We start from the raw sequence: 25845 nt of genomic DNA on the forward strand, positions 1-25845 counted from the left end.
AAGCCTGAGAACCCGCCATTAACTGAACGTGCACTAATCGGTCATCGGATGGCACTCTCCGCGGCTTCCAACGCGCAGGTACACCTTGACCATGACGACGTCACAGCTCCTCGTCAGCACTGATCAGGCGGGTGCCGACCTCCCCGCGGACGCTCCCCGGTACTCCCTTCTCGTCGCCCACGCGAACGAAGAAGTGGTCGCCGCGCAGAAGTTGCGGCACCGGGTCTTCGCCGAGGAGATGGGCGCGCGGCTGCACTCGCCGGTCGCCGGTCTCGACGTCGACGAGTTCGACGAGTTCTGCGACCACCTCGTGGTCCGCGACGACAACACGGGCGAAATCGTCGGCACCTACCGGATGCTGCCGCCGGACCGCGCCGCGAAGGCCGGCAAGCTCTACGCCGACAGCGAGTTCGACCTGAGCGCCCTCGACGCGCTTCGGCCGTCCCTGGTCGAAACCGGCCGGTCGTGCGTGCACCCGGACCACCGCAGCGGCGCCGTCGTCAGCCTGGTCTGGGCCGGGATCGCCCGCTACATGCTGTTGTCCGGCCACCGCTACCTCGCCGGCTGCGCGTCGGTCCCGCTGGTGGACGGCGGCTCCTTCGCCGCCGGCGTCTGGGACGTCCTGCGCACCAAGCACTACTCGGACGAGGCCACGCGGGTCTCGCCGCTGATCCCGTGGGACGCGTCGGGGGTCGACCGTCCCGACCGCTCGATCCTGCCACCGCTGATCAAGGGCTACGTCCGGCTCGGCGCCAAGGCTTACGGCCCGCCCGCGCTCGACGCCGACTTCGGTGTCGCGGACTTCTTCGTCGTGCTGGACCTGCACAACGTCGACGAGCGCTACCTCAAGTTCTTTCTCGGGGCCCAGGTATGAGCCACGCGTACATGCCGACGTCGCCGTGCGGCGACGGCTGCCTGACCGAAGCCGACCCGGTGGTCGCCTTCCCACGCCGCGTCCTGCGCGTCACCGCGGCCGTCCTGGTCGTTTTTTCGGCCATGCTGACGGCGCCCCTGCTGCTGGTCTCGTGGGGCCGCGAGTACCGGCTCCGGCTGATCTTCCGCAGCGTGCTGCGGGCGTTCGGCGTCCGGCTGGACATCCGGGGCGGTGGCGACTTCCTGACCGCGGCGGCCGGTCGTGGCGCGCTGGTGGTCAACAACCACATCTCGTGGCTCGACATCGTCGCGATCAACGCCCTGCGGCCGATGCGCGCGCTGGCCAAGAAGGAGATCGCGGGCTGGCCGGTGCTCGGCGGCCTGGTCCGCCGCGGCGGCAGCATCTTCCTCGACCGCGAACGCCTGACGACGCTGCCGGCCACGATGGCGTCCCTGGCCGACGCGCTGAGGACGGGCTCGCTGGTGAGCGTGACCCCGGAGGGCACGACGTGGTGCGGTCTGGCGTCCGGTCGTTTCACGACCGCGACGTTCCAGGCGGCCATCGACGGCGGCGTCCCGGTGCGTCCGATCGCGCTGCGGTACCGCCTGTCCGACGGCCGCGAGACGAGCCGTCCCGCGTTCATCGGCCCGGAGTCGCTGATCGCGTCCCTGCGCCGGGTCGCGGCGTTGCGCGGGCTGGTGCTCGAGGTCCACATCTGCCCGGAGATCGCCCCGGGCCGCGCGGAGAACCGCCGTGAACTGGCGGCGCTCGCCGAGGCGGCCGTGCACTCGGCACTGGGGACGGTCAAGATCCCGGCCCAGCAGCGGCGCCGCAGCGCCGCCCCACGGGTCCCCCTGGCTTCGCCTCCCGCGAAGTGATCCGGGCCCTGTCGCCGCGATCCGGCGACAGGCCCGGATTGGTTCGAGGTCCCTGTCGTCGAAATCCGGCGACAGGCCCGTTCGCGTTCAGCTGACGGCCAGCGTGAGCTTCCCGCCGGGGTGGCCGTCTTCGCTCTCGACCTGCGCGGCGGCCGCGTCCTCGAGCGGGTAGCTCTTGCTCTGCGCGATCCGGACCCCGCGGTCGGTCACCCAGCCGGCGATCCCGGTCAGGACCTCCCGCGACTGCTCGCCCCCACTCGAGAACGGGATGTCCAGCTCGAACGCGGCCCCGTCGGCGATGGTGATGACCCGGTCCTTCGTGCCGTGCAGCTCGACCGACCCGGGCAGCACCCCGTGCCCTGCGGCGTCGAAGACGGCGTCGATCGGTCCCGGCGCGGCCTCGCGGACCCGCGCCTCCCAGCCATCGCCGTAGAGCACCGGCACCACGCCCAGCGACTTCAGGTCGTCGAGGTTGCGGCTGCCGGCGGTCCCGATGACGGTCGCGCCCTGCGCGACGGCCACCTGCGCGGCGAAGCGCCCGACGGTGCCGCTGGCGCCGTGCACCAGCAGCGTCTCGCCTTCGCGGACCTTGAGCAGCCCGAGAACGCGCAGCGCGGTCTCGCCCGCGACCGGCAACGCCGCCGCGTCCGCCCACGAAAGGCCGGCGGGCTTGGGTGCGAGCGTCTTCGCCAGCGCGTACTCGGCGTACGCGCCGGTGTCGGACCAGCCGAACACCTCGTCACCGACGGCGAACTCCGCGCCCTCGCCGACGGCGTCGACGACACCGGCCACCTCGAGACCCGGCGTGTGCGGGAAGGGGACCTGGAAATTCTGCTGCATGAAGCCGTTGCGGATCTTCCAGTCGATCGGGTTGATCCCGGCGGTCCGGACGGCCAGCCGCACCTGCCCCGGACCGGGCTCCGGCACCGGGACCTCGGACAGCCGCAGGACGTCCGGCCCGCCGTAGGCGGAGAAGGTGATCGCTCGCATGGGTTTTCTGCGCTCCTCGAGTTGTGACTTCGAATGTCCTCCCCAACGAGTCAACGCGCGGGGTATTCCTTCCGAACCACCCGGACGAGCAGTGTTCACCAGCCGGACGAGCAGGCCGCCGCTCCCGCGCTCGCGCCTACCTTGGACGGCATGGATGCTTGGTGGTCGGATCCACGACACGTGCTGGACGTCGTCGAACGGCTCCTGTCGGCGCTGCGGCCGCACCTGCTCGGCCGGTTTTCCGACGAACTGGGCAAGCTGATCCCGCACCGCGCGGCCGCCATGCAGACCGGCGACTGCCCGCGCAGCCCGTTGAAGGTCGTCGGCGACCAGACGATCGCCCAGGCCGTGACGAGCGTCGAGGTGCAACGGCTGGTCGACCTCAGCGAGCCGGGCAAAGCCCTGGTGGTCGACGGCGTGCTGGGCGGCGTCGAGCGCCGTCTCGTCCTCTTTTCGTCGATGCCGGCGGTCGGCAAGGGTGCCGTGCTGGTCGTGGTGCCGGAGGACGGGGAACTGCTGACGCCCGAGCTGGAGCTGGCGGCGCAGCTGTGGCACATCCTCGGCACGGACGCGGGTCAGCGCGCACTCGACCCGGGCCCGAACGTCCTGGCTGGCAACCTCGCGGCCGCGACCGCGCGGGCCCAGGCGATCACCGACCTCGGCCAGACCCACGCGGCGACGTTGACCACGCTCCTGGCGGTGCTGCGCTCCGGACGTCTCTCCGACGTCGTCGCCCGCCGCACCGCGGCCGACCTGGCGACCGATGCGCTGCTCGAGTTGAAAGGTGTCGTCGATCGCGACCAAGCCCTTTCCGAGGAACGAGCCGCCGCGGCGTTCGCCCTGCTCCGGACCCAGCTCGCCGACCTGGTCCGCCACACCGAGGTCGACGTCGACCTGGTCGACCCGGTCGGCGACGCCTCGCTGCCGCAGGACATCGCCCACACGGCGCGGACGATGACCCGGGGCCTGGTCCTGGCGGCCTTGGACCGCCCGGCGACCACGCGGCTGCGGGCATCGTGGCGGCTGGAGGGCGCGGTGCTGCGGATCACGGTCCGCGACGACAGCCCCGAAGTCACCGCCGCGGTCCCGGCCCGCGGCCTGACCGAGCGGCTTACTGCGTTGGGTGGCCATTGGGAGGTCGACGCGGTCCCCGGCTGGGGGACGACGGTCACCGCGGTTCTCCCGCTCGGCGTCGCCGAACCGCCGCAGCTGCGTCCGCTCGACCGGCTCAACCCGCGCGAGGTCGAGGTCCTGACGGGGATCTCGCAGGGCCTGCGCAACCGGCAGATCGCCGAACAGCTGCAGCTCAGCGAGCACACGGTCAAGTTCCACGTCCGCAACATCCTCGACAAGCTGGACGTGAGCTCCCGCGGCGAGGCCGCCGCCCTGGCCCACGACCTGCGCCTGGAGCCGGTGGCCCACCGCACGGCTTGACCTCCACCGGACTGGAGGTTGCACGCTGCTGATCATGGCCTCGACGCTCGACTCCGCACCTCGTCGCCGCAGCGTGCTGTGGACCGCGGAACACCGCCTGACCACGATCGCGCTGCTGCTGGTGGTGACGTTGGTCGCGTTCGAGAACATGGGCGTCGCGACGGCGATGCCGACGCTGGTCGCCGACCTCCACGGGCTGTCGCTGTACTCGTGGCCGTTCACGATCTTCCTGATCTCGAGCGTGGTCGCGACGGTGCTGTCGGGCCGGATCGGCGACCGCCGCGGTCCGGCGCCGGCGTTGCTCGCGGGACCGGTGCTGTTCGCGGCGGGCCTGGTCGTCGCGGGGACGGCGACGGCGATGCCGACGTTCCTCCTCGGCCGCGCGCTGCAGGGCTTCGGCTCGGGGCTCCTGCTGGTTTCGGTGTCGCTGCTGATCGCGTTGACGTTCACCGACCAGGAACGCCCGGTGATCTACGCGGCCAACGCGGCGGCGTGGGTCCTGCCGGCGGTGATCGGCCCGTCCTTGGCAGGCGTGCTGACGGTCAGCGTCGGCTGGCGCTGGGTCTTCCTCGGGTTGGTCCCGTTGGTGGTCATCGGCGTGGTGATGTTGGTGGTGGTCGTCCGCCGTCTCCCCACCCACGCGCCGTCGACCGGCGGCCGACGTGCGGGCGTCGTCCAGGCGATCATCGCGGCTCTGGGCGTCGCCGCGTTGACGTGGGCGGTCCAGCACCAATCGCTGTTGGCCCTCGCCTACGGCACGGCCGGTCTCGTGGCCTTGGGGTACGCCCTCCGGACACTGCTTCCGACGGGGACGCTGACGTCCCGTCCCGGCCTCCCGACGGTGGTCGCGTCCCGCGCCCTGATCGCCGGCGCGTACGCCGGAATGGAGGCGTACCTGCCCCTGACGATGACCGCGGTCCACGGCTACAGCCCGGCTCTCGCGGGCCTGCCGCTGACCATCACGGCGCTGGGCTGGTCCGCCGCGTCGGCAGCGCAAGGCCGGTTTCTGAACTGGTCCCGGGAGGCATCGCTGCGTACGGGGTTCTGGCTGGTCGCGGCCGGACTGGTCGTCTTCGGCTTGGTCTCCCAACCCTGGTTCCCCGCCTGGCCGGCGTTCGTGGCCTGCGCGGTCGGCGGCGCCGGCATGGGGATCGCGATGCCCGCGATCTCGGTCCTCCTGCTCCGGTACTCACCCGCGGGCGAGCGGGGCTTCAACACGTCGGCGATGCAGCTGGCCGACTGGGTGGGGTCGGCACTGCTCATCGGCCTGGGCGGTGTCCTGCTCAGCGTGGTCGGCTCGGTGCTCGCCCCATCGCCCGCGATGGCTCTGCTCACGGTGGCCTTGGTGGCCCTGGCGCTGCTGGGCGCCCGGCTGACCGGACGCTGGCCGTCGAAGGTGTGACAGCCCACTTCGAGGGCCAGGGTGGGCTTCGTCACCCGGTGGAGCGGACTACCCTGAAGAAGCGATGACCTATCTCGACCACGCGGCGACCACTCCGATGTTGCCCGAAGCCGTAGCGGCGATGACCGAGGCGCTGTCCAACGTGGGCAACGCCTCCGCGCTGCACTCTTCGGGCCGCCGCGCCCGTCGGATGGTCGAGGAAGCCCGCGAAACCATCGCCGACGCCCTGGGCGCCCGCCCTTCCGAGGTGATCTTCACCGGCGGCGGCACCGAGAGCGACAATCTCGCGCTCAAGGGCATCTACTGGGCCCGCCACGACGAGCAGGAGCAGCGCCGCCGCATCCTGTGCGGCGCTGCGGAGCACCACGCCGTGCTGGACACCGTCGAATGGCTCGAAGCTCATTGCGGCGCTGAAATAACCCTGCTGGAGGTCGACAGCCAGGGCCGGGTCTCCCCGGACGTTCTTCGCACCGCCATCACCGCAGACCCCGACACCGTCGCACTGGTGACGGTGATGTGGGCCAACAACGAGGTCGGCACCATCAATCCGATCGCCGACCTGGCAGCGGTCTGCGCGGAGTTCGACATCCCGCTGCACACCGACGCCGTCCAGGCCGTCGGTGCCGTACCGGTCGACTTCGCGGCCAGCGGCGCCGCCGCACTCACGTTGACCGGCCACAAGCTCGGTGGCCCGTTCGGCGTGGGCGCGCTCTTGCTCGGCCGCGACGTGGCCTGCATGCCGCTGCTGCACGGCGGAGGCCAAGAGCGCAGCGTTCGCTCCGGCACCCTCGACGTCCCGGCGATCATCGGTTTCGCGGCGGCGGTCCGAGCCAGCATCGCGACCCGAGCCGAGTACGCCAAGCGTGTCGAGGAGCTCCGAGACGGACTCATCGAGGTCGTCCAGCGCGAGGTACCCGACGCGATCCTCAACGGCGGCGACGGCGAGCGGCTGCCCGGCCATGCGCACTTCACGTTCCCCGGCTGCGCCGGCGACAGCCTCCTGATGCTGCTCGACGCCAAGGGCATCGAATGCTCGACCGGCTCCGCGTGCACGGCTGGCGTCGCCCAGCCGAGCCATGTGCTGCTCGCAATGGGCGCTGATCCAGCGGCGGCTCGGGGCTCTCTCCGATTCTCCCTCGGTCACACATCGACTGCCGCGGATGTCGAGGCGGTCGCCACTGAGATCGGCGGAGTCGTCACGCGCGCGCGCCAGGCCGGCTTGGCCGGAATGCGCAAGCAGACCCAGAAGCAAGAGGTGTAAGGCAATGCGGGTTTTGGCCGCGATGAGCGGAGGAGTGGATTCGGCGGTCGCCGCCGCACGTGCGGTCGATGCCGGGCACGACGTCGTCGGCGTGCACCTGGCACTGTCGGCGAAACCGGGCACCTTGCGGACCGGCTCGCGCGGCTGCTGCACGATCGAAGACTCGCACGATGCCCGGCGCGCCGCCGACATCCTCGGAATTCCCTTCTACATCTGGGATTTCGCAGAGCGCTTCACCGAAGAGGTCGTTGAGACCTTCGTCGGCGAATACGCCGCCGGACGCACGCCGAATCCCTGCGTCACCTGCAACGAGAAGATCAAGTTCGAAGCACTCCTCGAAAAGGCCATGGCGCTCGGCTTCGACGCGGTCGCGACAGGCCACTACGCGCGCCTCTCCGTCGTCGACGGCGTGCCGGAGCTGCGCCGCAGTGCGGACAGCGGCAAGGACCAGTCCTACGTGCTCGCCTCTCTCACGGCGGAGCAGCTCAGCCATGCCATGTTCCCGTTGGGCGGTTCGTGGAAGACCGAGGTCCGGGCGGAAGCCGAGCGACGCGGTCTGTCCGTCGCCAACAAGCCTGACAGCCACGACATCTGCTTCATTCCGGACGGTGACACCAAGAAGTTCTTGGAAGGCCGGCTGGGGCAGCGTCCGGGCGAGCTCGTGGACGCCGAGACCGGCGCCATCCTCGGCCGGCACACCGGAGTTCACGGATTCACGGTCGGTCAGCGCAAGGGCCTGGGGATCGATGCCCCCGCACCTGACGGTCGTCCTCGATACGTCCTTTCTCTCGAGCCGGTTTCCGGCTCCGTCAAGGTCGGTTCCGTCGCGGGGCTCGGGGTCAAGGAGATCGAGGCCGATCGCGCCATCTGGCCCAGCGGCGAACCGCTGACCGAACCGACCGAATGCGTGGTGCAGGTCAGGGCTCATGGAGGCATCGTCGACGCCGTCGCCGACGTGAACTCCGACGCGATGACGCTGCATCTGCGCGAACCGCTGCGTGGGGTGGCCCCGGGCCAGGTCGTCGTGCTCTACCGGCCGGATGCCGATGGTGGGGACGTCGTCCTGGGCAGCGCAAAGATCTCCGGCACGCGCTGACCGTCGTTCATCACCGTGGGTTCTTGCGGCTCCGGTTCGCTCGCCTCCGGCCTGAGTGAATCGATGGCGGCTCGGTCGAGTGCACCCGGCCGGCTGGTGTCGCGACGTTCACCGTGCCGTTGGGCGTGACCTCGTAGTCCCAACCAGGCTGGCTCTTCAGCCTGCGGTGCCGCGTGCAGTACGTGACCGGCTGATCCGCAGCTTCCTCGGCTTCGCCGTGCGCCCGAGTCGGCTCTACCCCGCAGTTCTGCGCGGGGCGTGTGCACCCGGGCTGCCGGCATTCGCGGTCCCGGACCCGGATGAACTCGTCGTGGGCGGGATCCAGGGGATACCGCGTCGGCGAAAGCTCGATCACCTTGCCGCTACGGGGATCGGTCAGGACTCGCCGGATCGTCGTATCGGAGCCGCTGATGATGCGACGGGCCATCGACGCCGCGATGGGGCCACGCCCGGCCAGCGCCGCCGGGAGATCGTTCATGCCGAGGTAGGTCGCGAGGTCGACGTGCAGGAACACCTCGGCGCGCCCACTCTGGCCGCCTGTTCCGCTGAGCAGCAGGTCCACGGCCACGTCCGCGCGGAGCTGGTCCAGCGTTCGAGCCTCCTCGGGCGTCTTCAACGCTCGGGCGGCGCGGTCGATACGGGTGTAAGCCGCAGTCGCCTTCTCGGTGGGTACGTTGTTGACGGACAGACTAGTCACGCCACCGGCGTCCTGGTGGTGCACGGCGAGCCGTCGTTCGACGAGACTTCGGTCGGTGCGCTGCGCCGCGCCTTCGGGATCTACCTTCGCGGCCGCGTAGGCCGCGGCGCGGCGAACCTGGGTTGCGTTGCGCCCTGGTACGCGTTCTACGAGCGTCGCATCGACGAGGCGGACGTGGTCTCTGGACAACCAAGCCGTCGCATCCGTGACTTTCATGGCGCGATATAGGTCGAGCCTGCCGTCGTCCATGAGGTTGAGCATGCGGGGAAGCCGGGCGATCAGCGCGTTCGCCGCCGAAACCATGGTGCTGGCGCGGTGTTCCGTGATGGAGAGCGCCAAAGCCACTTCCGAAGCGGCGCTGGGCGCCCGTCTCCGGCGCACGCTGAGATTCGCGATCGCCCGTAGCTGAAGGGCTTGCAGCTTGGAGATCTCGGCGTCGGTATGACGGATCAGGTCGACGACTTGCTCATCTTTCATGCGTTGCAACATCTTCGGGTCGGTGCGGGCCGTCCTCAGTACGAACGGGAGCTTGTCGTGGGTGTTCTGGGGGACGCTCGTCGGAGCGAGTTTGCGGAGTGGTTGTGAAGGTGTCATGAGCGCGACCGTACGGCGCGACGCAAGAAATGTCACCGAAGTTCAGAGGAATGGGTGGCGGAAGGGAGCGAACGGTCCTTTCGCGCCCTTCGTGACTTGACTTGTTCGGATTGTTCAGAGATGGTTCGCGTGCGCGGACGTATGCGTCACCGGAACCGGGGGAGGCTCCGGCAAGTTAATGTCTGAAGTGGACGGATAGAATATTGTTTGACACCAAGGAGGTTGGGAGTCAGAGCTTGAGTTTGAAACCGGTGTGGCTTGCCACGAAACCGAGACGCTCGTAGAACCGGTGCGCGTCGGCTCTCGAGACGTCCGAAGTGAGCTGGACGAGAGCGCACCCACGTCGTCGAGACTCGTCGATGGCCCAGCGCATGAGATCCGCACCAAGTCCGGACCCGCGGTGGCCGGCGTGAATCCTGACGGCCTCGACTTGCCCGCGAAGCGCGCCGCGCCTGGCGAGACCGGGAATGATCGTCAACTGCAGCGTCCCAACGGGTTCGTCGTCGGACGTCACGACGACGAGGAGCTGGTTCGGGTCGGCGTCGATGTCTTCGAAAGCCCGCTGGTAGGGCTCGAGGTCGTCAGGGTTGTCCCGGGTCGCACCGAGTTGGTCGTCCGCGAGCATGCGCACGATCGCGCCGATGTCGTCACGCGTTGCCCTGCGAATGCTGTAGTCGGTCACGGCGCCAGTATCACAGGACGCGGGTGAATCCTTGATGGCTGTGCTCGAACCCGAAGCGCGCGTAGAAGTCTCGCAAGTCGGCGCGTGCGAGACCGGAATCGAGGTGGACGCGGCTGCAACCCCGCCGACGGGCTTCGTCGATGCCCCAGGTCAGAAGTGCGCTGGTCACCCCACGCCGAGCGGCGCGGACGCCTTCGAGCAGGCCGCGGGTGGCGCCTTCCCACATGAGCCCTCGTAGCACCGTCAGTTGCGCGGTGCCGACGACGCCGTTGTCGTCTTCGGCGACCACCAGCGTGACGTGGGAGGTGCTCATGAGCTGGCGAAGCGCGGTTGCCAGCGGCTCGCCCGGTGCGCCGAACAAGCGCCCGAGCGCCTCGATGTCCGAAGCCCTGGCGCGTCTGATGACATCCATTACATCCAGTATGCAGGAGGCCGGCCGCGGGCCGTAAGTAGCCACGACACGACTACCCGCGGTGGCGGTCAGGTCGTCGTGTAGTGGCGAACGCCGTCGACGACCTGAGCGGCCAGCTTGCCTTGAGAGGCCAGGAGATCGAGATGAGCCGCTGTCTCGAGAACGGCGAGCATCTGGTTGAACGAGTCCATTTCGGACAGTTTGCGGTTGCGGCGGGTCCAGCCGATCCGATGCGCGGCCTCGTGGGCCGTGCTCGCACCGGCCGTGATCTGGGAGCCGATGGTCTCCAGGCGTTGTCGATGGTGATCCAACAGTTCGTCGACCCGCGTGTGGACGCTTTCGGAAACCGGGCCGTGTGCGGGAAGCATGCGCCGGTCCGGCATCGCCCGCACCAGACGCAACGAGTCGATGAAGTCGTTGAGCGGCAACTCGACCGGCACGGGCTGGAAGCCGATCGAGGGTGTGATGTGCGGCAGCACGTGATCGCCCGAAAACAACAGGTCGGCAGTGTCGTCGACGAACACGACGTGACCGGCCGTGTGCCCGGGTGTGGCGACGACGTCGAACTCGCGCCCGGGCAGGATCGAGCGTGGTCCCGGTGTCAGCCACTCGTCGGGCGCTTCCCAGAGATCGGCCTCCGTGTGGCGGCGGTCCGTGCCGAAATCGCGGGCCAGGGCTTCGACGACTTCGCGGGCGCCCGCCTGGACCAGCAGGTCGACCTGAGCTTCCATCGGCAGCCGGTCGGGGTTGCCGGACGCCTTGAGCGAGGGCTCTTCGTTCTGCCCCAGCGCGATCTTGGAGCCGAATTCGCGGCGAAGGACGACCGCCTGCGAATAGTGGTCACGATGAACGTGGGTCACCAGGAACTCGCTGACGTCAGCCAGCTCTGCGCCGATCCCACCGAGTGCGTTCGCGAGTTGTTCTCGCGCGACCGTCAACGCCCAGCCGGAGTCGACCAGGACCAGCTTCTCGCCATCGGTGACCGCGTAGACGTTGACCGCGCGCAAAGCGTCGTTGGGCAGGGGCAACGGGATCCGGTAGATGCCAGCCGAGACCTCGTAGATTCCGGGCTCGGTCCAGTTCCTGTCGCTGCTTTCCGGCAACGGTTCCACGGCGACCTCCGTCCCGGCGAGACTGCGGTGTCCCGGCCTCCATTCACCCTGAGCCGTGCCGGGCCCGCTGTCCACCTGGAGAAGCTGAGACGCCGGTCACTCGCTCAGTCGGTGTCCTGCTTCAAAGCGGTGTCGATCGTGAGGGCGGCGGCGACCACCATGCTGGCAAGCGGATCCGGTAGCGGCTGGGGGATCTCCACGACGTAGTTGTCGGCGGTCGTGAAGGCGGCTTTCAGGAACCCGCCCCACGTCTTGGTCACCCGGGCGACCTCGGTGCCGGCGTGGTCGCGGATCGAGAAGTTCCAGGCGCGCCAGTTCTCGGCGAAGATCCCGCCGACCGAGTGGCCGTCGACGACGAAGCCGAACCGGATCTTCCCGAAGACGTTCTCCTGGACGATCTCGCCGATCGGGGTCTCGTCGGCCCGCGTGACGAGGAATCGTGACTTGAAGACCTTGGCAGGCCGGGTCACCTTGAGCACCGTGCTGTGGTTGGCGTCCCGGACCTCGAACTTGTGGGTCAGGAACTGGTCGTAGTTCGTCAGCAGCCGGATGGCCTTCTTCAGCGTGCTCTGGCCGACCTCGACGACTCCGCCGAGCCGGTTGCCGTTCTGGTCGAAGACGCCGAACTCGTTGGCCATCTCGATCAGCTTGGCGCGCTGGTTGACCACCAGGACCGGTTCGGTGAACAGCGTCCCGCCGCCGGTGCGTGCGGCGCCTCGGCCGCGCGTCGCGCGGTTGACCTGGTTCTGGATCCGGGCCGGGTCGTGCGCCCGCTCGATGTCCAGCTCGATCGGCTCGGAGTCGCTCGGTGGCGGCGTCTGGTAGGCCGGTCGGGTGTCAGCCGTCCAGGCCTGGCCGTCCCACCAACGGTGCAGACGGGGGTCCCGCGCGTCGGGATACCAACCCGGTTGCGGTGGCGAACTCGTCATGGCGGGTGAGCCTATCCGCGCGGACCGCTTCACGGTGCCGGGAAAGGCAAATGCGGCGTATGTCTGCCTCGGGACGGCCCGGTCGGCGCCGCCGGCAGGTGGTCGACCAGAATCGGGTGTCGTGAATGAGCGAGTTTGGCCCAGCGGTGCCGCGACCGCGATCGGCTCGATGCCGGGCACCGACCCGGCGGAAGCTGCGGCGATCGTGTTCGGCGAGCTGCCGGACTTCCCGCACCTGCCGGAACTGCCCGGCCGTGGCGTCGGCGCGGACATGCTCGGCCGGACCGCAGCGCTGCTGGTGGACCTGGCCGTCGACGTCGTGCCGAGCGGCTACCGCGTGGTGGCGCGGCCGGGGCACGAGCACCGCCGGGCCGTCGACCTGCTGCGCTGGGACCTCGACGCCGTCCAGGAGGCGCGGGAGAAAGCGGGAGCCACTCCACCCGTCTTCAAGGTCCAGCTGGCCGGGCCGTGGACGCTCGGTGCCGGGATCGAGCTGCCCCGCGGCCACCGGGTCCTCACCGACCGCGGTGCCCTGCGGGACTTCACGTCGTCCCTGCTGGACGGCCTCGCCGGCCACGTCGCCGAGGTGCACGCCCGGACCGGCGCGCCCGTGGTCGTCCAGTTCGACGAGCCGTCGCTGCCCACCGTGCTGGCCGGTGGCCTGCCGACGCCGTCCGGCTACGGGAACGTCGCCGCGGTGCCGGAGCCCGAAGCACGTGACCTGCTTTCGACGGTGATCGAAGGTGCGAAGGCGATCACCGGCCGACCGGTGATCTTGCACTGCTGCGCCGCGAAACCGCCGCTCGGCCTGCTGCGCGAAGCCGGCGCGGACGCCCTGGCCTTCGACCTTGCCGCGCTCGGCGGCGCGTCTGCCGAGTTTCTCGACGAGATCGGCGAAGTCTGGGACGGCGGGGCGACCTTGTTCCTCGGCGCGGTCCCGTCGACGGCGCCCGCGTCGCCGCCGACTCTGAAGGACGTCGGCGAGCCGGCGTTCCGGTTGGCGGACAGGCTCGGCTTCAACCGCAGCGTCCTCGCCGAACGCGCGGTGCCGACCCCCTCCTGCGGCCTCGCCAGTGCGACGCCGGAATGGATGCGCCGCGCCCTCGCTCTGACGCGTGACCTCGGCAAGGCCTTCGTCGAGCCGCCGGAAGGCTGGTGACCGGAATCCGGCAACTCGCCGACGTCCGCCTCGTCGGACAAGTAGCGTGGCGGCGTAGCCGATCGAACGAGGACCACTCCTGACCATGCGCCTGTTCCGCCGCAAGAACGCCGCCTCCGATGATCCGCCCGACCCGCGCACCGCGTGGCCCGAGCAGCACGTGCCGGACGACCCGGCGGCCGCGGCGGAGACCTTCTGGCAGGGCTGGTATGACCTCCTGCCGATGGTCAGCGCGGCGCTCGGTGAGGGCGAGCCGCACCGGGTCGAGCACGAGCTCTGCCAGCTGGTCGAGGCGCTGCACCCGCGGCTGCACTTCTCGCTCGAACGTGGTCGTCGATCGATCTACGCCCTGGTCGTGACCGGTCAGGAGGACCCGGAGCTGCGGCCGTTCACCGACGCGTGGCGCGCCGCGGCGCCGCCGGACGACGCGATCTGGGAGTACCACGACTCGGTGCCGCCCGTGCCCGACCCGACCGAGGTCACCGTCAACCTCGGCGAACACCGGATCGCGCTGGCCGACGTCCGGGTCGTCGTGCAGGTCGACGAGGACGAGCGCGTCGTCGACGTCGCCGTCTTCCACCCGGGCTTCGGCGACCTCGACGAGGCCGCTCGCCGGACCATGACGTTCCTGCCGCTCGACGCCGCATTGGGTGAACGGCTCGCCGCCGAACGACTACGGCGCGTGGAGACCGCGGCGACCGAGCCGGAGGGTGCGATCACCCTTCTGGAGTTCCGTGAACTGGTCCGGGCGCTGGACGCCGGCGAGCACGAAAATGTCGGTCCCCCCGACTAGGGTTACCACCCGTGAGCAGCACCGAACTTCCCCAGGACCCGGCCACCGCGCCGGTGGCCGCCGAGGACGTCACCGACGTCCCGGCCGACGTGCGCGAGCGGCATGGCGCCCTCGCGGAGGAACTGCGCAACCACCAGTTCCGCTACTACGTCCTGGACTCGCCGATCGTCTCCGACGGGCAGTTCGACGAACTCCTGGGCGAGCTGCAGGGGATCGAAGACGAGTACCCGGGGCTGGTCACGCCGGAATCGCCGACTCAGCGCGTCGGTGGCACGTTCTCGACCGAATTCACCGCGTACGACCACCTCGAACGCATGCTCAGCCTGGACAACGTCTTCGACAAGGACGAGTTCCTGGCGTGGTGCGAGCGCGTCGAGAAGGAGGTCGGGCGCACCGAGTTCCTGGCCGAGCTGAAGATCGACGGCCTGGCGATCAACCTGTTGTACGAAAACGGCCATCTGACCCGCGCGCTCACCCGGGGTGACGGCCGCACGGGCGAAGACGTCACGCTGAACATGCGCACGCTCGAGCAGGTGCCCGAGACACTCACCGGCACCGACGAGTTCCCGGTGCCGGCCCTGGTCGAGGTCCGCGGCGAGGTCTACTTCCGCGTCGAGGACTTCCTCGAGCTGAACGCGAAGATGGTCGAGGCGGGTAAGCCGCCGTACGCGAACCCGCGTAACACCGCGGCCGGTTCTTTGCGGCAGAAAGACCCGAAGATCACTCGCGAACGCCGGCTGCGGCTGATTTGTCACGGACTCGGCAAACGCGAGGGCTTCGAACCGCAGCGTCAATCGGAGGCGTACGACGCGCTGGCCGCGTGGGGCCTGCCGGTGTCGCCGCACAGCAAGGTCCTGACGACGGCCGAGGAACTCACCGAACACATCACCTACTGGGGTGAACACCGGCACGACGCCGAGCACGAGATCGACGGCGTCGTCATCAAGGTCGACCGGGTGGCGCTGCAGAGGCGGCTGGGTACGACGTCGCGGGCGCCGCGGTGGGCGATCGCGTACAAGTATCCGCCGGAAGAGGCCATCACGACGTTGCTGGACATCCAGGTCAACGTCGGGCGGACCGGACGGGTGACCCCGTTCGCGGTCACCGAGCCGGTCAAGGTCGCGGGGTCGACGGTCGCGCGAGCCACCCTCCACAACCAGGAGGAGGTCAAGCGCAAGGGCGTGCTGATCGGCGACCGGATCGTCATCCGCAAGGCCGGCGACGTCATCCCCGAGGTCCTCGGGCCGGTGGTCGACGCGCGAACCGGTGACGAGCGCGAGTTCGTCATGCCCACGCACTGCCCGGCCTGCGGTACCGAGCTCGCGTACCAGAAGGAAGGCGACAAGGACATCCGCTGTCCGAACAGCCGCTTCTGCCCCGCGCAGCTGAGGGAGCGGCTCTTCAGCCTGGCCGGGCGCGGCGCGTTCGACATCGAGGTGCTTGGGTACGAGGCCGCGAACGCGCTGCTCGACGCCCGTGTGGTCGCCGACGAGGGTGACATCTTCGACCTCGACGAAGACAGCCTCGCCGAGGTCGAGCTGTTCCGGACGAAGGCCGGCGAATTGTCGGCGAACGCGCGAAAGCTGCTCGCCAACCTCGACGTCGCCAAAGATCGACCGCTCTGGAAGGTGCTGGTCGCTTTGTCGATCCGGCACGTCGGCCCGACCGCGGCGCAAGCGCTTGCTCGCGAATTCGGCTCGATCGAACGCATCGAGCAGGCCACCGAGGAAGACCTGGCGGACGTCGACGGCGTCGGCCCGACCATCGCGCGTGCCACGCAGGAGTGGTTCGAGGTCGGCTGGCACCGGGAGATCGTCGAAAAGTGGCGACGCGCCGGCGTGCGGATGGAGGAGGAGCGCGACGAGTCGATCCCGCGCAACCTCGAAGGCATGTCGATCGTGGTGACGGGGTCGCTCGACGGCTTCTCCCGCGACGAGGCCAAGGAGGTCATCATGGCCCGCGGCGGCAAGGCGGCCGGGTCGGTCTCGAAGAAGACCGCCTTCGTCGTCGTCGGGGATTCGCCTGGTTCGAAATACGACAAGGCCGTGCAGCTGAAGGTGCCGGTGCTGGACGAAGGCGGTTTCCGCGTCCTGCTGGAGCAGGGGCCCGAGGCGGCGCAGGAGGTGGCGCTGCCGGCCGGCGACGCGACCGCGGAAGACGAGCCCGGGGAGACGGATGGGTGATGTCGAAATCCGACCACCACGGCCGGAGGAGTACGCCGCGGCCGGCGCGGTCACGGTCCAGGCGTACGACGTCGATGGTCACCTGGCCGGCGACGTCGGGTACGACGCCGAGCTGAGGGACATCGCGCGGCGGGTCGAGCTGGCCGAGGTGCTCGTCGCCGTCGACGCGGCGGGGGAGGTGCTCGGCACGGTGACCGTCGTGCGGCCGGGGTCGCCCTACGCCGAAATCTCGCGGCCCGGCGAACTGGAGTTCCGGATGCTCGCCGTGGCGCCGTCGGCGCGCGGTCGGGGCATCGGCGAGGCGCTCACCAAAGCCGTTCTGGACCGCGCGCGGGGGCTCGGCATCCGCCAGGTCGTGCTGAGCAGCCTCGACGGGATGCGCAGCGCGCACCGGCTCTACGAGCGTCTCGGCTTCGCGCGGCTGGCCGAACGAGACTGGCGGCCGTACCCGCACATCAGCCTGATCGCCTACCGGATCGACGTCTGACCTGCGCGTTGCCGATGTTCGGCAACGCGCGTCAGCCGTCGAGGACGACCGCGACGATCCCGGCGAGGTGGGCGAGCCGGGCGACCTCGGCGGCGCGGAAAGCCGGTCCGCCCGGCCGCGCGACCAGGAGCGCCTTGCCCGGCTTGCCGAGCGGGGTCGCCGCCAGCTCGGTCCCGAGTTCCTTCCAGGTCTCCGGGATCCAGGCTTCTTCGCCGTCGAGCACCGTCGCGCGCTCGAGTGGCAGCCACGGGAGGTCGGTGATGGGGGTCTCGGGGGCGGCGCTCGACGACGCCAGCCGCAGCGCGCCGGTCTCCGAGTGCTCGACGATCATCGCCCAGCCGGCGCGCACGATGCGGGGCACACCCTCGGCGAGGATGTCGAGCCCGGATTTCGGCTGCGCGGCGATCTCTTCGACGAGTTCGAGCTCGCGGTGCGTGTCCAGCACGCCCGCGTACGGGCGGACCGCGTCGACTTCGACACCTTCGACGCTCTCCGCCGCCGTGATGAGCGCGTCGGGCAGACGGCCGGACGGCAGCTCGACGACCAGGTCGTCGACCGCGACTCCGGTGCCGCGCTCGACGACGTCCACGCTGAGGATGTCGGCGCCCACCGTGCCGAGCGCCGTGGCGACCGCGCCGAGGGTCCCCGGGCTGTCCGGAAGGATGACCCGGATCAGGAACGACACCACGCGCCCCTCTCGCCTCTGGCGTCCCAGCCTTGCCGTGGGACGCTCGATGCCGGTCGCCGATTGTGACAGACCCACCCGGTCCGCGGGCCTGCTGTCCGCCGGGCGGGAGTCGAGCGTCGCCGGACGGCACCCGGCCTGCGCCGGGCGTAACCCAGTCGAGTCCGCCCGCGCCGTCACCATAGACTTGCAGCTTCCGAGACAACCCGCACAGCACAACCCGGGAGTCACCCGCGTGCCCAACATTTCCCGAGACGAGGTCGCGCACCTCGCGAAGCTGGCCAGGCTGGCCGTGACCGACGACGAAATCGACGTCTTCGCCGGCCAGCTCGACCAGATCCTGGACTCGGTGGCCAAGGTGAGCGAGGTCGCCGCCGAGGACGTGCCGCCGACGTCGCACGCCGTGCCGCTGACGAATGTCTTCCGGCAGGACGTCGTCCGTCCCGGGCTGACGCAGCAGCAGGCGCTGGCCGGTGCGCCGGCCGCCGAAGACGGCCGCTTCCGGGTGCCGCGGATTCTGGGGGAAGAGCAGTGACCGAGCTCATCAAGCTGACCGCCGCGGAGCTGGCGGAGAAGATCCACGCCCGCGAGGTGTCCGCGGTCGAGGTCACGCAGGCCCACCTGGACCGGATCGCCGAGGTCGACGACCACATCCACGCGTTCCTGCACGTCGACACCGAGGGTGCGCTCGCCGCGGCCAAGGCCGTCGACGAGGGCATCGCCGGAGGCGGCACGCCCGCGTCGGCGCTGGCCGGTGTGCCGCTCGCGCTGAAGGACGTCCTCACCACCGAGGGCATCCCGACGACCTGTGGTTCGAAAACGCTCGAAGGCTGGATCCCGCCGTACGACGCGACCGTGACGCGCAAGCTGCGCGAGGCCGGCGTCGTCATCCTCGGCAAGACGAACATGGACGAGTTCGCCATGGGCTCGTCGACGGAGAACTCGGCGTACGGCCCGACGCACAACCCGTGGGACCACGCCCGCATCCCCGGCGGGTCCGGCGGTGGTTCGTCCGCGTCGATCGCGGCGTTCGAAGCCGCCATCGCCATCGGCACCGACACCGGTGGGTCGATCCGGCAGCCCGGGTCCGTCACCGGCACCGTCGGGGTCAAGCCGACCTACGGCGGCGTCTCGCGCTACGGCCTCGTCGCTTTTTCGTCGTCGCTCGACCAGGCCGGTCCCTGCGCACGGACGGTGCTCGACGCCGCCCTGCTGCACGAGGTCATCGCCGGGCACGACCCGCTCGACGCGACCTCCATCGACGCGCCGGTGCCGCCGGTGGTCGCCGCCGCCCGCCAAGGCATGACCGGTGACCTCAAGGGCGTCAAGGTCGGCGTCGTGAAGGAGTTCGCCGGCGACGGCTACCAGCCGGGCGTCGAGCGGTCGTTCCACGCCGCGGTCGAGCAGCTGCGCGCGCTCGGGGCCGAGGTCGTCGAGGTCTCGTGTCCGCATTTCGTCTACGCGCTGCCCGCGTACTACCTGATCGCGCCGAGCGAGTGCTCGTCGAACCTCGCCCGGTTCGACGCCATGCGCTACGGCCTGCGCGTCGCCGACGACGGCACGCACAGCGCCGAAGAGGTCATGTCGCTCACCCGCGAGAAGGGCTTCGGCGCCGAGGTCAAGCGGCGCATCATGCTGGGCACGTACGCGTTGTCGTCCGGCTACTACGACGCCTACTACGGCTCGGCGCAGAAGGTGCGCACGCTGATCACGCGTGACTTCGCGGCCGCGTTCGAAAAGGTCGATGTCCTCGTTTCGCCCACGACGCCGACCACGGCGTTCAAGATCGGCGAGCGCGTGGACGACCCGATGGCGATGTACCTCGCCGACCTGTGCACGATCCCGTCGAACCTGGCCGGCAACGCCGCGATGAGCGTGCCGAGCGGGCTGTCCGACGAGGACGGCCTGCCGGTCGGCCTGCAGATCATGGCCCCGGCGCTCGCCGACGACCGGCTCTACCGGGTCGGCGCCGCCTACGAGGCCGCCCGCGACGCCGCCGCCGGCGGGGCGCTCATCCACAAGGTCCCGGAGCTGGGAGGAACGAAGTGACTGCCGTGGCCGAGTTGATGGACTACGCCGACGTCATCGAACGCTTCAACCCCGTTCTCGGGCTCGAAGTGCACGTCGAGCTGAACACGAACACGAAGATGTTCTGCGGCTGCCCGAACGAGTTCGGCGGCGAGCCGAACACGAAGGTCTGCCCGACCTGCCTCGGCCTGCCGGGCGCGCTGCCGGTCGTCAACGGCAAGGCCGTCGAGGGCGCGATCCGCATCGGCCTGGCGCTGAACTGCGAGATCGCCGAGTGGTGCCGCTTCGCCCGGAAGAACTACTTCTACCCGGACATGCCGAAGAACTTCCAGACGTCGCAGTACGACGAGCCGATCGCCTTCAACGGCTACCTCGATGTCACGCTCGACGACGGCGAGGTCGTGCGCGTGGAGATCGAGCGCGCGCACATGGAGGAGGACACCGGCAAGTCGCTGCACGTCGGTGGCGCCACCGGCCGGATCCACGGTGCCGAGCACTCGCTGCTCGACTACAACCGGGCCGGCGTGCCGTTGATCGAAATCGTGACGAAGCCGATCGAGGGCACCGGCGAGCGCGCCCCCGAAGTCGCGCGCGCGTACGTGACGGCGTTGCGTGACCTGCTTCGCGCGCTCGACGTGTCCGACGTCCGCATGGACCAGGGCTCGCTGCGGTGCGACGCGAACGTCTCGCTGATGGCGAAGGACGCGACCGAGTTCGGCACCCGCACGGAGACGAAAAACGTCAACTCGCTGCGCAGTGTCGAACGGGCCGTTCGCTACGAGATGACGCGGCAGGCGGCGATCCTCGCCGAGGGCGGTTCGATCAAGCAGGAGACGCGGCACTTCCAGGAGACCGACGGCTCCACGTCGTCGGGCCGGACCAAGGAGACCGCCGAGGACTACCGGTACTTCCCGGAGCCCGACCTGGTCCCGATCGCGCCGTCGCGCGAGTGGGTCGAAGAGTTGCGCGGCACGCTGCCGGAGATGCCGTCCGAGCGGCGGAAGCGGATCCAGCAGGAGTGGTCGCTTTCCGACGAAGCCCTGCGTGACCTGCTGAACGTCGGTGCCGTCGACCTCGTCGCGGCCACGGTCGAAGCCGGCGCGTCGCCGGACGAGGCGCGTGGCTGGTGGGTCAACACGCTGGCCCAGGAGGCGAACACGCGCGAGGTCGAGCTGGCCGATCTGGCGATCACGCCGAAGCAGGTGGCCGAGGTCATCGGGCTGGTTTCGTCGGGTGAGCTGACGAACAAGCTGGCCAAGGAGGTCGTCCAGGGCGTGCTCGCCGGTGAGGGCGAGCCGCGCGAGGTCGTCGAGAAGCGCGGGCTGAAGGTCGTCTCGGACGACTCGGCGCTGTTGTCGGCGATCGACGACGCCTTGGCGGCGCAGCCGGACGTCGCGGAAAAGATCCGCGGCGGCAAGGTGGCCGCGGCGGGCGCGATCGTCGGCGCGGTCATGAAGGCGACCAAGGGGCAGGCGGACGCCAAGCGGGTTCGCGAGCTGATCATCGAACGCGTCGGTTCTTGACGTTGTCGTCGTTTTCCGTCAAGAGCGTCACCTGGCGTGAGTGGCTCGGCCTGGCGGCCGGGCTGCTCGCGCTGGGCTCGACGTTCCTCCCGTGGACGACGCTGAGCACGAACAAGCCGGACATCGAGGTCGTGCTGTCGTCGTTGCCGCAGAGCGACGTCGTCCGGGACGCGTGGAATTCGAGCTTCTTCGCGTGGTGCCCGCCGCTGGCGTTGGTGCTGGCCGGAGTGGTCGTGGCCGTCTTCGGACGAATCCGCAAGGCGCGGGTCAGCGGCCTGCCGCACCTGTGGCTGGTGGTCGCCGCGGCGGCGTTGCTGCTGATGGTGATCGGCTGGTTCACGCTGGACTGGGAATTCGACGCCGACCAGCGCGGCATCTTCGACGCCGCCGGGATCGCCATCAGTGCCGGGTTCGGCCGGTTCCTCGGGGTGCTGGCCGCGGTCGTGTCAGGCGTTGCCGCTTTCTTCGACATGCGCTCGGCGCGGGCCGAAAGCCGGCAACCGCGGAAGCGTCAGCCTCGGAGCAAGAGCCGCTGACCGGTTCTCGCTGAACTGGCTCGGCCTGGGCGGGTGGCCGCTCGGGATGTCGAGTCGTCCGTTCCGGTTGCGGGCTCGTGGTGACAACGTTGACATCGGCGGTGGCCGTTGCGCGAGAAAGCGCTTTCTGAGACGGTCGAGACGGAGGTCGCCAGGGCTGCGGGCGGCCGGTGGGAGGCACCGGTGACCGCGAAACTCAGGCGTGTCGCGGGTGTTCGCGGGGGCGGTCGAGGAGGTTCCGATTGGCTTGGGGAAAGCGCTTGCGGGTCGCCGTCGTCGGGGCTGGGGCTATTGCCGACAGCCATCGAACCGCCTTTCAGGCCCATGGTGACGACGTCGATCTCGTGGCCGTCGCCGATGTCGATGAGGCTCGGGCTGTCGCCTTCTGTTCCGCGACGGAACACGCCAAGCCCTACCGCGATCTCGGCACCCTGCTCGCCGAGCAGGAACCCGATCTCGTCTCGATCTGCACGCCTCCTGGCCTGCACGTCGAACAGACCAAGCTCGCCCTGGCGAGCGGCGCCTGGGTCTGGTGCGAAAAGCCTCCTTGCCGTTCGCTCGCCGAATACGACGATCTGACCTCCGCCGAACGGGACGGGGGACCGTACGTCTCCTTCGTCTACCAGCAGCGGTCCGGCTCGGCCGCCGCCCACTTCCGGGAGCTGCTCGGCAAGGGCGAGCTCGGCCGTCCTCTGGTCGCGCATTGTCAAACCACCTGGTACCGCGACCACGCCTATTACGCGGTCCCTTGGCGTGGGCGATGGGCGACCGAAGGCGGCGGCCCCGCAATGGGCCACGGCATCCACCAGATGGATCTGCTGCTCCACCTCCTGGCCGGCGACGGGGACGAGTGGGCCGAAGTCCAGGCCATGACCGCGCGGCTCGTGCACGACGTCGAGACCGAGGACGTCTCCACCGCCCTCGTCCGGTTCGGGTCCGGGGCGCTGGCCACCGTCGTCAACAGCGTTCTCTCGCCCGACGAAGTGAGCCGGATCCGGATCGACTGCGAACGCGCCACCGTCGAGCTCACGCACCTCTACGGCCACGTTGCCGAAAACTGGCGATACACGCTCGCGCCGCAGGCCGGGCCCGTCGAGACCGCACCGGAAGACGACGTCGGCAGCTCGCACGCCGCCGCCCTCGCACCCGTCATCGAGGCCTTCCGGGCCGGGCAGCGGCCTCCGTGCGGCGGGGCCGACGGACGGCGGGTGCTGGAGTTCGTCGCCGCTCTCTACAAGGCCGCCGCCACCGGGCGGGCCGTGCGCCGGGGCGAGATCGGGCCCGGGGATCCCTTCTACGCGGGGATGGCCGGATGACCGCGGACATCACCGTCACGCACCGGCACGGGGACCGCGTGGTCGTCGAGGCGGCCGGGGTCCCGCTCATGTCCTATGTGTACAAGCCCGACCCCGTCGCCTACGAGTCCCGCAAGCCCTACACCCACCCGCTGCGGACCCTGCGCGGCCGGCGTGTCAGCGGGTACCGGCCCGCCGACCACCGGTGGCACAAGGGACTGCAGATGACATCGAGCCACCTCTCCGGCGAGAACTTCTGGGGCGGCCACACCTACGTCCCCGGCCATTGGTACCAGGACCTGCCCGACCGCATCGGCTCGATGCGCCACGACGGGTTCACCGGCTTCACCGTCGGCGGCGACCGGCTCACCTTCACCGAACGGCTCACCTGGGTGACCCACCGCGGCGACGAATGGGCGCGGGAGCGACGCGACATCGTCGTCCACTCCGTCGAGCCCGACGAAGGCGCCTGGGCCATCGACTGGGGCATCGAGCTGACCAACATCCGCGACGAGCCCCTGGACTTCGGCAGCCCGACCACCGCCGGCCGGGAGCGGGCCGGGTACACCGGACTGCACTGGCGGGGGCCGCGCGACTTCAGCGGCGGGCGCGTCCTCGGGCCCGGTGACCTCGGGGGCGACGACATGATGGGCGCCCAGGCGCCGTGGCTCGCCTTCGTCGGCGAGCACGACGACGTCGATGCCCACTCGACGCTCGTCTTCGCGCATTCGCCGGAAAACGACCACGCGATCCACGAGTCGCACTGGTTCGTCCGGGTCCAGGACACGCCCATGGTGGCCTTCTCGTGGGCGTTCTTCGAAGAGTTCGCCCTGCCGCCGGGGGAGAGCTTCACGTACCGCTACCGGGTCGTCGTCGCCGATGGGGCGTGGGACCGCGATCGGGTGACCGACTACCTCGACAGGCACGGATGGTCATGAACGAATTCACGCTTCCAGGTGGAATCGGTATTTCGCACTTACGCGCCTACGAGTGGGAAGCCGAAGATGGTGTTCTCGGCGGCAGCCCGCACGTCCACCTCGCCTGCACCGAGGCCTACGTCGTCACGGCCGGTCGTGGCGCCGTCCAAACGCTGAGCATCTGCGGCTACGCGCAGACGCCGCTCGAAGCCGGCGTGATCGCGTGGTTCGCGCCCGGGACCGTCCACCGGATGGTCCAGGGCGGCGGTCTGCGTGTCACCGTCCTCATGCAGAACAGCGGCCTGCCCGAGGCCGGCGACGCCGTGTTCACGTTCCCGTCCGACGTGCTCGGCGACCCGGCCGCGTACGCCGAGGCCGCGGCGTTGCCGAAAACCGACGACGCCGCCAAAAGGCGCCGTGACCTGGCGGTCAGCGGCTACCTGCCGCTGCGCGAAGCACTGCTGGACGGCGATCCGGCGCCGCTGCGGGCGTTCCACCGGGCGGCCGTCGCGCTCGTGTCGCCGAAAATCGGAGACTGGGTACCGCGCTGGCAGGCCGGGGCCTTGAAGGCCGCCGAACTGACCGGCGCGCACCTCAAGGCCCTCGCCGACGGCGACGGGAGCCACCTCGAACAGTCGGGTGTCCGGGTCGCCACGCCGTCGAACCCGGACGGCTACGGCATGTGCGGGCGTCGCGCGGAATACGACATCGACCAGGAAGGTCGTCAGGGATGAACCAGAAGAGCATCGGAGTGCTGCTCAACGGGGTCACTGGCCGGATGGGCTACCGGCAGCACCTGCTCCGGTCGGTGCTGGCCATCCGTGAACAAGGCGGTGTTGAGCTGGCCGACGGCAGCCGCGTCCAGCTCGAGCCGATCCTCGCCGGTCGGAACGCGGCGAAACTCCGGGAGCTCGCCGAACGACACGGTCTGACCGCGTGGACGACCGACGTCCAAACGGCACTCGGTGACGTCGGGATCTACTTCGACGCGCAGCTGACGTCGGCGCGCGAGCCGTCGGTGCGGGCGGCGATCGCCGCGGGCAAGCACGTCTACGCCGAGAAGCCCCTGTCCGAGACGCTGCCGGCGGCGTTGGAACTGGCCGGTCTCGCGCGAGACGCCGGGATTTGTCACGGAGTCGTCCACGACAAGCTGTTCCTGCCCGGCCTGCGGAAGCTGCGGCGGCTGGTCGACGGCGGGTTCTTCGGCCGCATCCTGTCGGTCCGCGGCGAGTTCGGGTACTGGGTCTTCGAGGGCGACTGGCAGGAGGCGCAGCGGCCGAGCTGGAACTACCGCGCCGAGGACGGCGGCGGGATCGTCCTCGACATGTTCTGCCACTGGAACTACGTCCTCGAGAACCTCTTCGGCCGCGTCGAGGCCGTGACCGCGAAAGCGACCACGCACATCCCGCGCCGTTGGGACGAAAAGGGCGACGCGTACGCGGCGACGGCCGACGACGCCGCGTACGGCATCTTCGAGCTCGAGTCGGGCGCCATCGCGCAGATCAACTCGTCGTGGTCGACGCGGGTGTTCCGCGACGAGCTCGTCGAGTTCCAGGTCGACGGCACCGAGGGCAGCGCCGTGGCCGGTTTGCGACGATGCCGCGTCCAGCACCGCTCGGCGACGCCGAAGCCCGTCTGGAACCCGGACCTGCCGGCCACCGAACCCTTCCGCGACCAGTGGCAGGAAGTGCCGGACAACGCCGAGTTCGACAACGGCTTCAAGGCCCAGTGGGAGGAGTTCGTCCGGGACGTGGTCGCCGGACGGCAACACCGCTACGACTTCTTCTCGGCCGCGCGCGGGCTGCAGCTCGCCGAGGCCGGGCTGGCGTCGTCGGCGGAAGGGCGCCGCGTGGAGCTCAAGCCGCTGAGCTGAGCCGC

At 69.9% G+C, this 25845-nt stretch carries 25 protein-coding genes; 18 read left to right on the plus strand and 7 right to left on the minus strand.

What is annotated here, in order from left to right:
- Positions 1–91 precede the first annotated feature (91 nt).
- Together BLV96_RS41625 and BLV96_RS41630 are read left to right on the plus strand one after the other, a co-directional pair.
- Entirely contained in the window at positions 92–874 is a 783-nt protein-coding gene (locus BLV96_RS41625) for a GNAT family N-acetyltransferase (protein ID WP_086680670.1), read from the plus strand.
- Positions 871–1752 (plus strand): lysophospholipid acyltransferase family protein, encoded by an 882-nt coding sequence (locus BLV96_RS41630; protein WP_086680668.1) that lies wholly within the window; start codon positions 871–873, stop codon positions 1750–1752. Before BLV96_RS41625 ends, BLV96_RS41630 begins: the two co-directional genes overlap by 4 nt.
- An 87-nt stretch (positions 1753–1839) precedes the next feature.
- On the opposite strand, the gene BLV96_RS41635 is transcribed toward BLV96_RS41630, so the two are convergent.
- On the minus strand, positions 1840–2742 hold the full coding sequence (locus BLV96_RS41635; protein ID WP_086680666.1) for an NADP-dependent oxidoreductase: 903 nt from the start codon (positions 2740–2742) through the stop codon (positions 1840–1842).
- Between the two features lie 150 nt (positions 2743–2892).
- Here BLV96_RS41635 and BLV96_RS41640 point away from each other — a divergent pair, with 150 nt between their 5' ends.
- The 4 genes from BLV96_RS41640 to mnmA all read left to right on the plus strand — a co-directional run bounded on the left by BLV96_RS41640 (position 2893) and on the right by mnmA (position 7935).
- A complete protein-coding gene (locus BLV96_RS41640; protein WP_091390307.1) occupies positions 2893–4176 on the plus strand; it encodes a helix-turn-helix transcriptional regulator in 1284 nt (427 codons plus the stop codon).
- A gap of 34 nt (positions 4177–4210) precedes the next feature.
- On the plus strand, positions 4211–5578 hold the full coding sequence (locus BLV96_RS41645) for an MFS transporter (RefSeq protein WP_086670272.1): 1368 nt from the start codon (positions 4211–4213) through the stop codon (positions 5576–5578).
- Between the two features lie 64 nt (positions 5579–5642).
- Positions 5643–6839, plus strand: coding sequence for a cysteine desulfurase family protein (locus BLV96_RS41650; RefSeq protein ID WP_086670274.1), 1197 nt, complete (start codon positions 5643–5645; stop codon positions 6837–6839).
- 4 nt (positions 6840–6843) lie between these two features.
- Positions 6844–7935 carry a tRNA 2-thiouridine(34) synthase MnmA gene (gene mnmA / locus BLV96_RS41655; RefSeq protein ID WP_086670275.1) on the plus strand — a complete coding sequence of 364 codons (1092 nt, stop codon included), beginning with the start codon at positions 6844–6846 and terminating at the stop codon, positions 7933–7935.
- Between the two features lie 10 nt (positions 7936–7945).
- On the opposite strand, the gene BLV96_RS41660 is transcribed toward mnmA, so the two are convergent.
- From BLV96_RS41660 to BLV96_RS41680, 5 genes are all read right to left on the minus strand, one after another.
- A complete protein-coding gene (locus tag BLV96_RS41660) occupies positions 7946–9226 on the minus strand; it encodes a DUF222 domain-containing protein (protein WP_086670278.1) in 1281 nt (426 codons plus the stop codon).
- A 229-nt stretch (positions 9227–9455) separates the two neighbouring features.
- Positions 9456–9908 (minus strand): GNAT family N-acetyltransferase, encoded by a 453-nt coding sequence (locus tag BLV96_RS41665; protein WP_086670280.1) that lies wholly within the window; start codon positions 9906–9908, stop codon positions 9456–9458.
- Positions 9909–9918: 10 nt separating this feature from the next.
- Positions 9919–10320: a GNAT family N-acetyltransferase gene (locus tag BLV96_RS41670; RefSeq protein WP_086670282.1), complete on the minus strand. Its 402-nt coding sequence runs from the start codon at positions 10318–10320 to the stop codon at positions 9919–9921.
- A 68-nt stretch (positions 10321–10388) separates the two neighbouring features.
- Positions 10389–11432 (minus strand): MBL fold metallo-hydrolase, encoded by a 1044-nt coding sequence (locus tag BLV96_RS41675; RefSeq protein ID WP_086670284.1) that lies wholly within the window; start codon positions 11430–11432, stop codon positions 10389–10391.
- Positions 11433–11536: 104 nt separating this feature from the next.
- Positions 11537–12361, minus strand: a complete 825-nt coding sequence (locus BLV96_RS41680) for an LURP-one-related family protein (protein WP_086670286.1) — start codon at positions 12359–12361, stop codon at positions 11537–11539.
- Between the two features lie 121 nt (positions 12362–12482).
- Here BLV96_RS41680 and BLV96_RS41685 point away from each other — a divergent pair, with 121 nt between their 5' ends.
- From BLV96_RS41685 to BLV96_RS41700, 4 genes are all read left to right on the plus strand, one after another.
- On the plus strand, positions 12483–13520 hold the full coding sequence (locus BLV96_RS41685) for a uroporphyrinogen decarboxylase/cobalamine-independent methonine synthase family protein (RefSeq protein ID WP_086670288.1): 1038 nt from the start codon (positions 12483–12485) through the stop codon (positions 13518–13520).
- Between the two features lie 85 nt (positions 13521–13605).
- The gene (locus tag BLV96_RS41690; RefSeq protein ID WP_086670290.1) at positions 13606–14313 is read left to right on the plus strand and encodes a hypothetical protein; all 708 of its coding nucleotides are present in this window, start codon (positions 13606–13608) and stop codon (positions 14311–14313) included.
- 11 nt (positions 14314–14324) lie between these two features.
- Entirely contained in the window at positions 14325–16496 is a 2172-nt protein-coding gene (gene ligA / locus BLV96_RS41695; protein ID WP_086670292.1) for an NAD-dependent DNA ligase LigA, read from the plus strand.
- Complete coding sequence (locus tag BLV96_RS41700) at positions 16489–16983, plus strand: GNAT family N-acetyltransferase (protein WP_086670294.1); 495 nt, start codon at positions 16489–16491, stop codon at positions 16981–16983. The genes ligA and BLV96_RS41700 overlap by 8 nt, the downstream gene beginning before the upstream one ends.
- A 31-nt stretch (positions 16984–17014) precedes the next feature.
- Here BLV96_RS41700 and BLV96_RS41705 read toward each other — a convergent pair whose 3' ends face one another.
- Positions 17015–17668, minus strand: a complete 654-nt coding sequence (locus BLV96_RS41705; RefSeq protein ID WP_167379908.1) for an ACT domain-containing protein — start codon at positions 17666–17668, stop codon at positions 17015–17017.
- A gap of 235 nt (positions 17669–17903) precedes the next feature.
- Between BLV96_RS41705 and gatC the strand changes: the two genes are divergently transcribed.
- From gatC to BLV96_RS41745, 8 genes are all read left to right on the plus strand, one after another.
- Positions 17904–18203: an Asp-tRNA(Asn)/Glu-tRNA(Gln) amidotransferase subunit GatC gene (gene gatC, locus BLV96_RS41710; protein WP_086670298.1), complete on the plus strand. Its 300-nt coding sequence runs from the start codon at positions 17904–17906 to the stop codon at positions 18201–18203.
- Entirely contained in the window at positions 18200–19717 is a 1518-nt protein-coding gene (gene gatA / locus BLV96_RS41715; protein WP_086670301.1) for an Asp-tRNA(Asn)/Glu-tRNA(Gln) amidotransferase subunit GatA, read from the plus strand. Before gatC ends, gatA begins: the two co-directional genes overlap by 4 nt.
- On the plus strand, positions 19714–21219 hold the full coding sequence (gene gatB, locus BLV96_RS41720) for an Asp-tRNA(Asn)/Glu-tRNA(Gln) amidotransferase subunit GatB (protein ID WP_086670303.1): 1506 nt from the start codon (positions 19714–19716) through the stop codon (positions 21217–21219). The genes gatA and gatB overlap by 4 nt, the downstream gene beginning before the upstream one ends.
- A 2-nt stretch (positions 21220–21221) precedes the next feature.
- The gene (locus BLV96_RS41725; protein ID WP_086670305.1) at positions 21222–21755 is read left to right on the plus strand and encodes a hypothetical protein; all 534 of its coding nucleotides are present in this window, start codon (positions 21222–21224) and stop codon (positions 21753–21755) included.
- Positions 21756–21997: 242 nt separating this feature from the next.
- Positions 21998–23071 carry a Gfo/Idh/MocA family protein gene (locus BLV96_RS41730; protein WP_167379909.1) on the plus strand — a complete coding sequence of 358 codons (1074 nt, stop codon included), beginning with the start codon at positions 21998–22000 and terminating at the stop codon, positions 23069–23071.
- Positions 23068–23988 carry a DUF6807 domain-containing protein gene (locus tag BLV96_RS41735; RefSeq protein WP_086670309.1) on the plus strand — a complete coding sequence of 307 codons (921 nt, stop codon included), beginning with the start codon at positions 23068–23070 and terminating at the stop codon, positions 23986–23988. The genes BLV96_RS41730 and BLV96_RS41735 overlap by 4 nt, the downstream gene beginning before the upstream one ends.
- Positions 23985–24701: a cupin domain-containing protein gene (locus BLV96_RS41740; protein WP_086670311.1), complete on the plus strand. Its 717-nt coding sequence runs from the start codon at positions 23985–23987 to the stop codon at positions 24699–24701. Before BLV96_RS41735 ends, BLV96_RS41740 begins: the two co-directional genes overlap by 4 nt.
- Entirely contained in the window at positions 24698–25840 is a 1143-nt protein-coding gene (locus BLV96_RS41745; protein ID WP_086670313.1) for a Gfo/Idh/MocA family protein, read from the plus strand. The genes BLV96_RS41740 and BLV96_RS41745 overlap by 4 nt, the downstream gene beginning before the upstream one ends.
- Positions 25841–25845 lie beyond the last annotated feature (5 nt).

The sequence above is a fragment of the Amycolatopsis pretoriensis genome, from assembly GCF_900107925.1.
Lineage (GTDB): Bacteria > Actinomycetota > Actinomycetes > Mycobacteriales > Pseudonocardiaceae > Amycolatopsis > Amycolatopsis pretoriensis.

Coding starts and splice junctions, on each gene's coding strand:
- BLV96_RS41740 (WP_086670311.1), top strand. CDS start 23,985: ATGAACGAATTCACGCTTCCAGGTGGAATCGGTATTTCGCACTTACGC.
- BLV96_RS41680 (WP_086670286.1), bottom strand. CDS start 12,361: ATGACGAGTTCGCCACCGCAACCGGGTTGGTATCCCGACGCGCGGGAC.
- BLV96_RS41625 (WP_086680670.1), top strand. CDS start 92: ATGACGACGTCACAGCTCCTCGTCAGCACTGATCAGGCGGGTGCCGAC.
- BLV96_RS41660 (WP_086670278.1), bottom strand. CDS start 9,226: ATGACACCTTCACAACCACTCCGCAAACTCGCTCCGACGAGCGTCCCC.
- BLV96_RS41630 (WP_086680668.1), top strand. CDS start 871: ATGAGCCACGCGTACATGCCGACGTCGCCGTGCGGCGACGGCTGCCTG.
- BLV96_RS41640 (WP_091390307.1), top strand. CDS start 2,893: ATGGATGCTTGGTGGTCGGATCCACGACACGTGCTGGACGTCGTCGAA.
- BLV96_RS41735 (WP_086670309.1), top strand. CDS start 23,068: ATGACCGCGGACATCACCGTCACGCACCGGCACGGGGACCGCGTGGTC.
- BLV96_RS41635 (WP_086680666.1), bottom strand. CDS start 2,742: ATGCGAGCGATCACCTTCTCCGCCTACGGCGGGCCGGACGTCCTGCGG.
- BLV96_RS41690 (WP_086670290.1), top strand. CDS start 13,606: ATGCGCCTGTTCCGCCGCAAGAACGCCGCCTCCGATGATCCGCCCGAC.
- BLV96_RS41645 (WP_086670272.1), top strand. CDS start 4,211: ATGGCCTCGACGCTCGACTCCGCACCTCGTCGCCGCAGCGTGCTGTGG.
- BLV96_RS41650 (WP_086670274.1), top strand. CDS start 5,643: ATGACCTATCTCGACCACGCGGCGACCACTCCGATGTTGCCCGAAGCC.
- BLV96_RS41700 (WP_086670294.1), top strand. CDS start 16,489: ATGGGTGATGTCGAAATCCGACCACCACGGCCGGAGGAGTACGCCGCG.
- mnmA (WP_086670275.1), top strand. CDS start 6,844: ATGCGGGTTTTGGCCGCGATGAGCGGAGGAGTGGATTCGGCGGTCGCC.
- BLV96_RS41670 (WP_086670282.1), bottom strand. CDS start 10,320: ATGGATGTCATCAGACGCGCCAGGGCTTCGGACATCGAGGCGCTCGGG.
- BLV96_RS41745 (WP_086670313.1), top strand. CDS start 24,698: ATGAACCAGAAGAGCATCGGAGTGCTGCTCAACGGGGTCACTGGCCGG.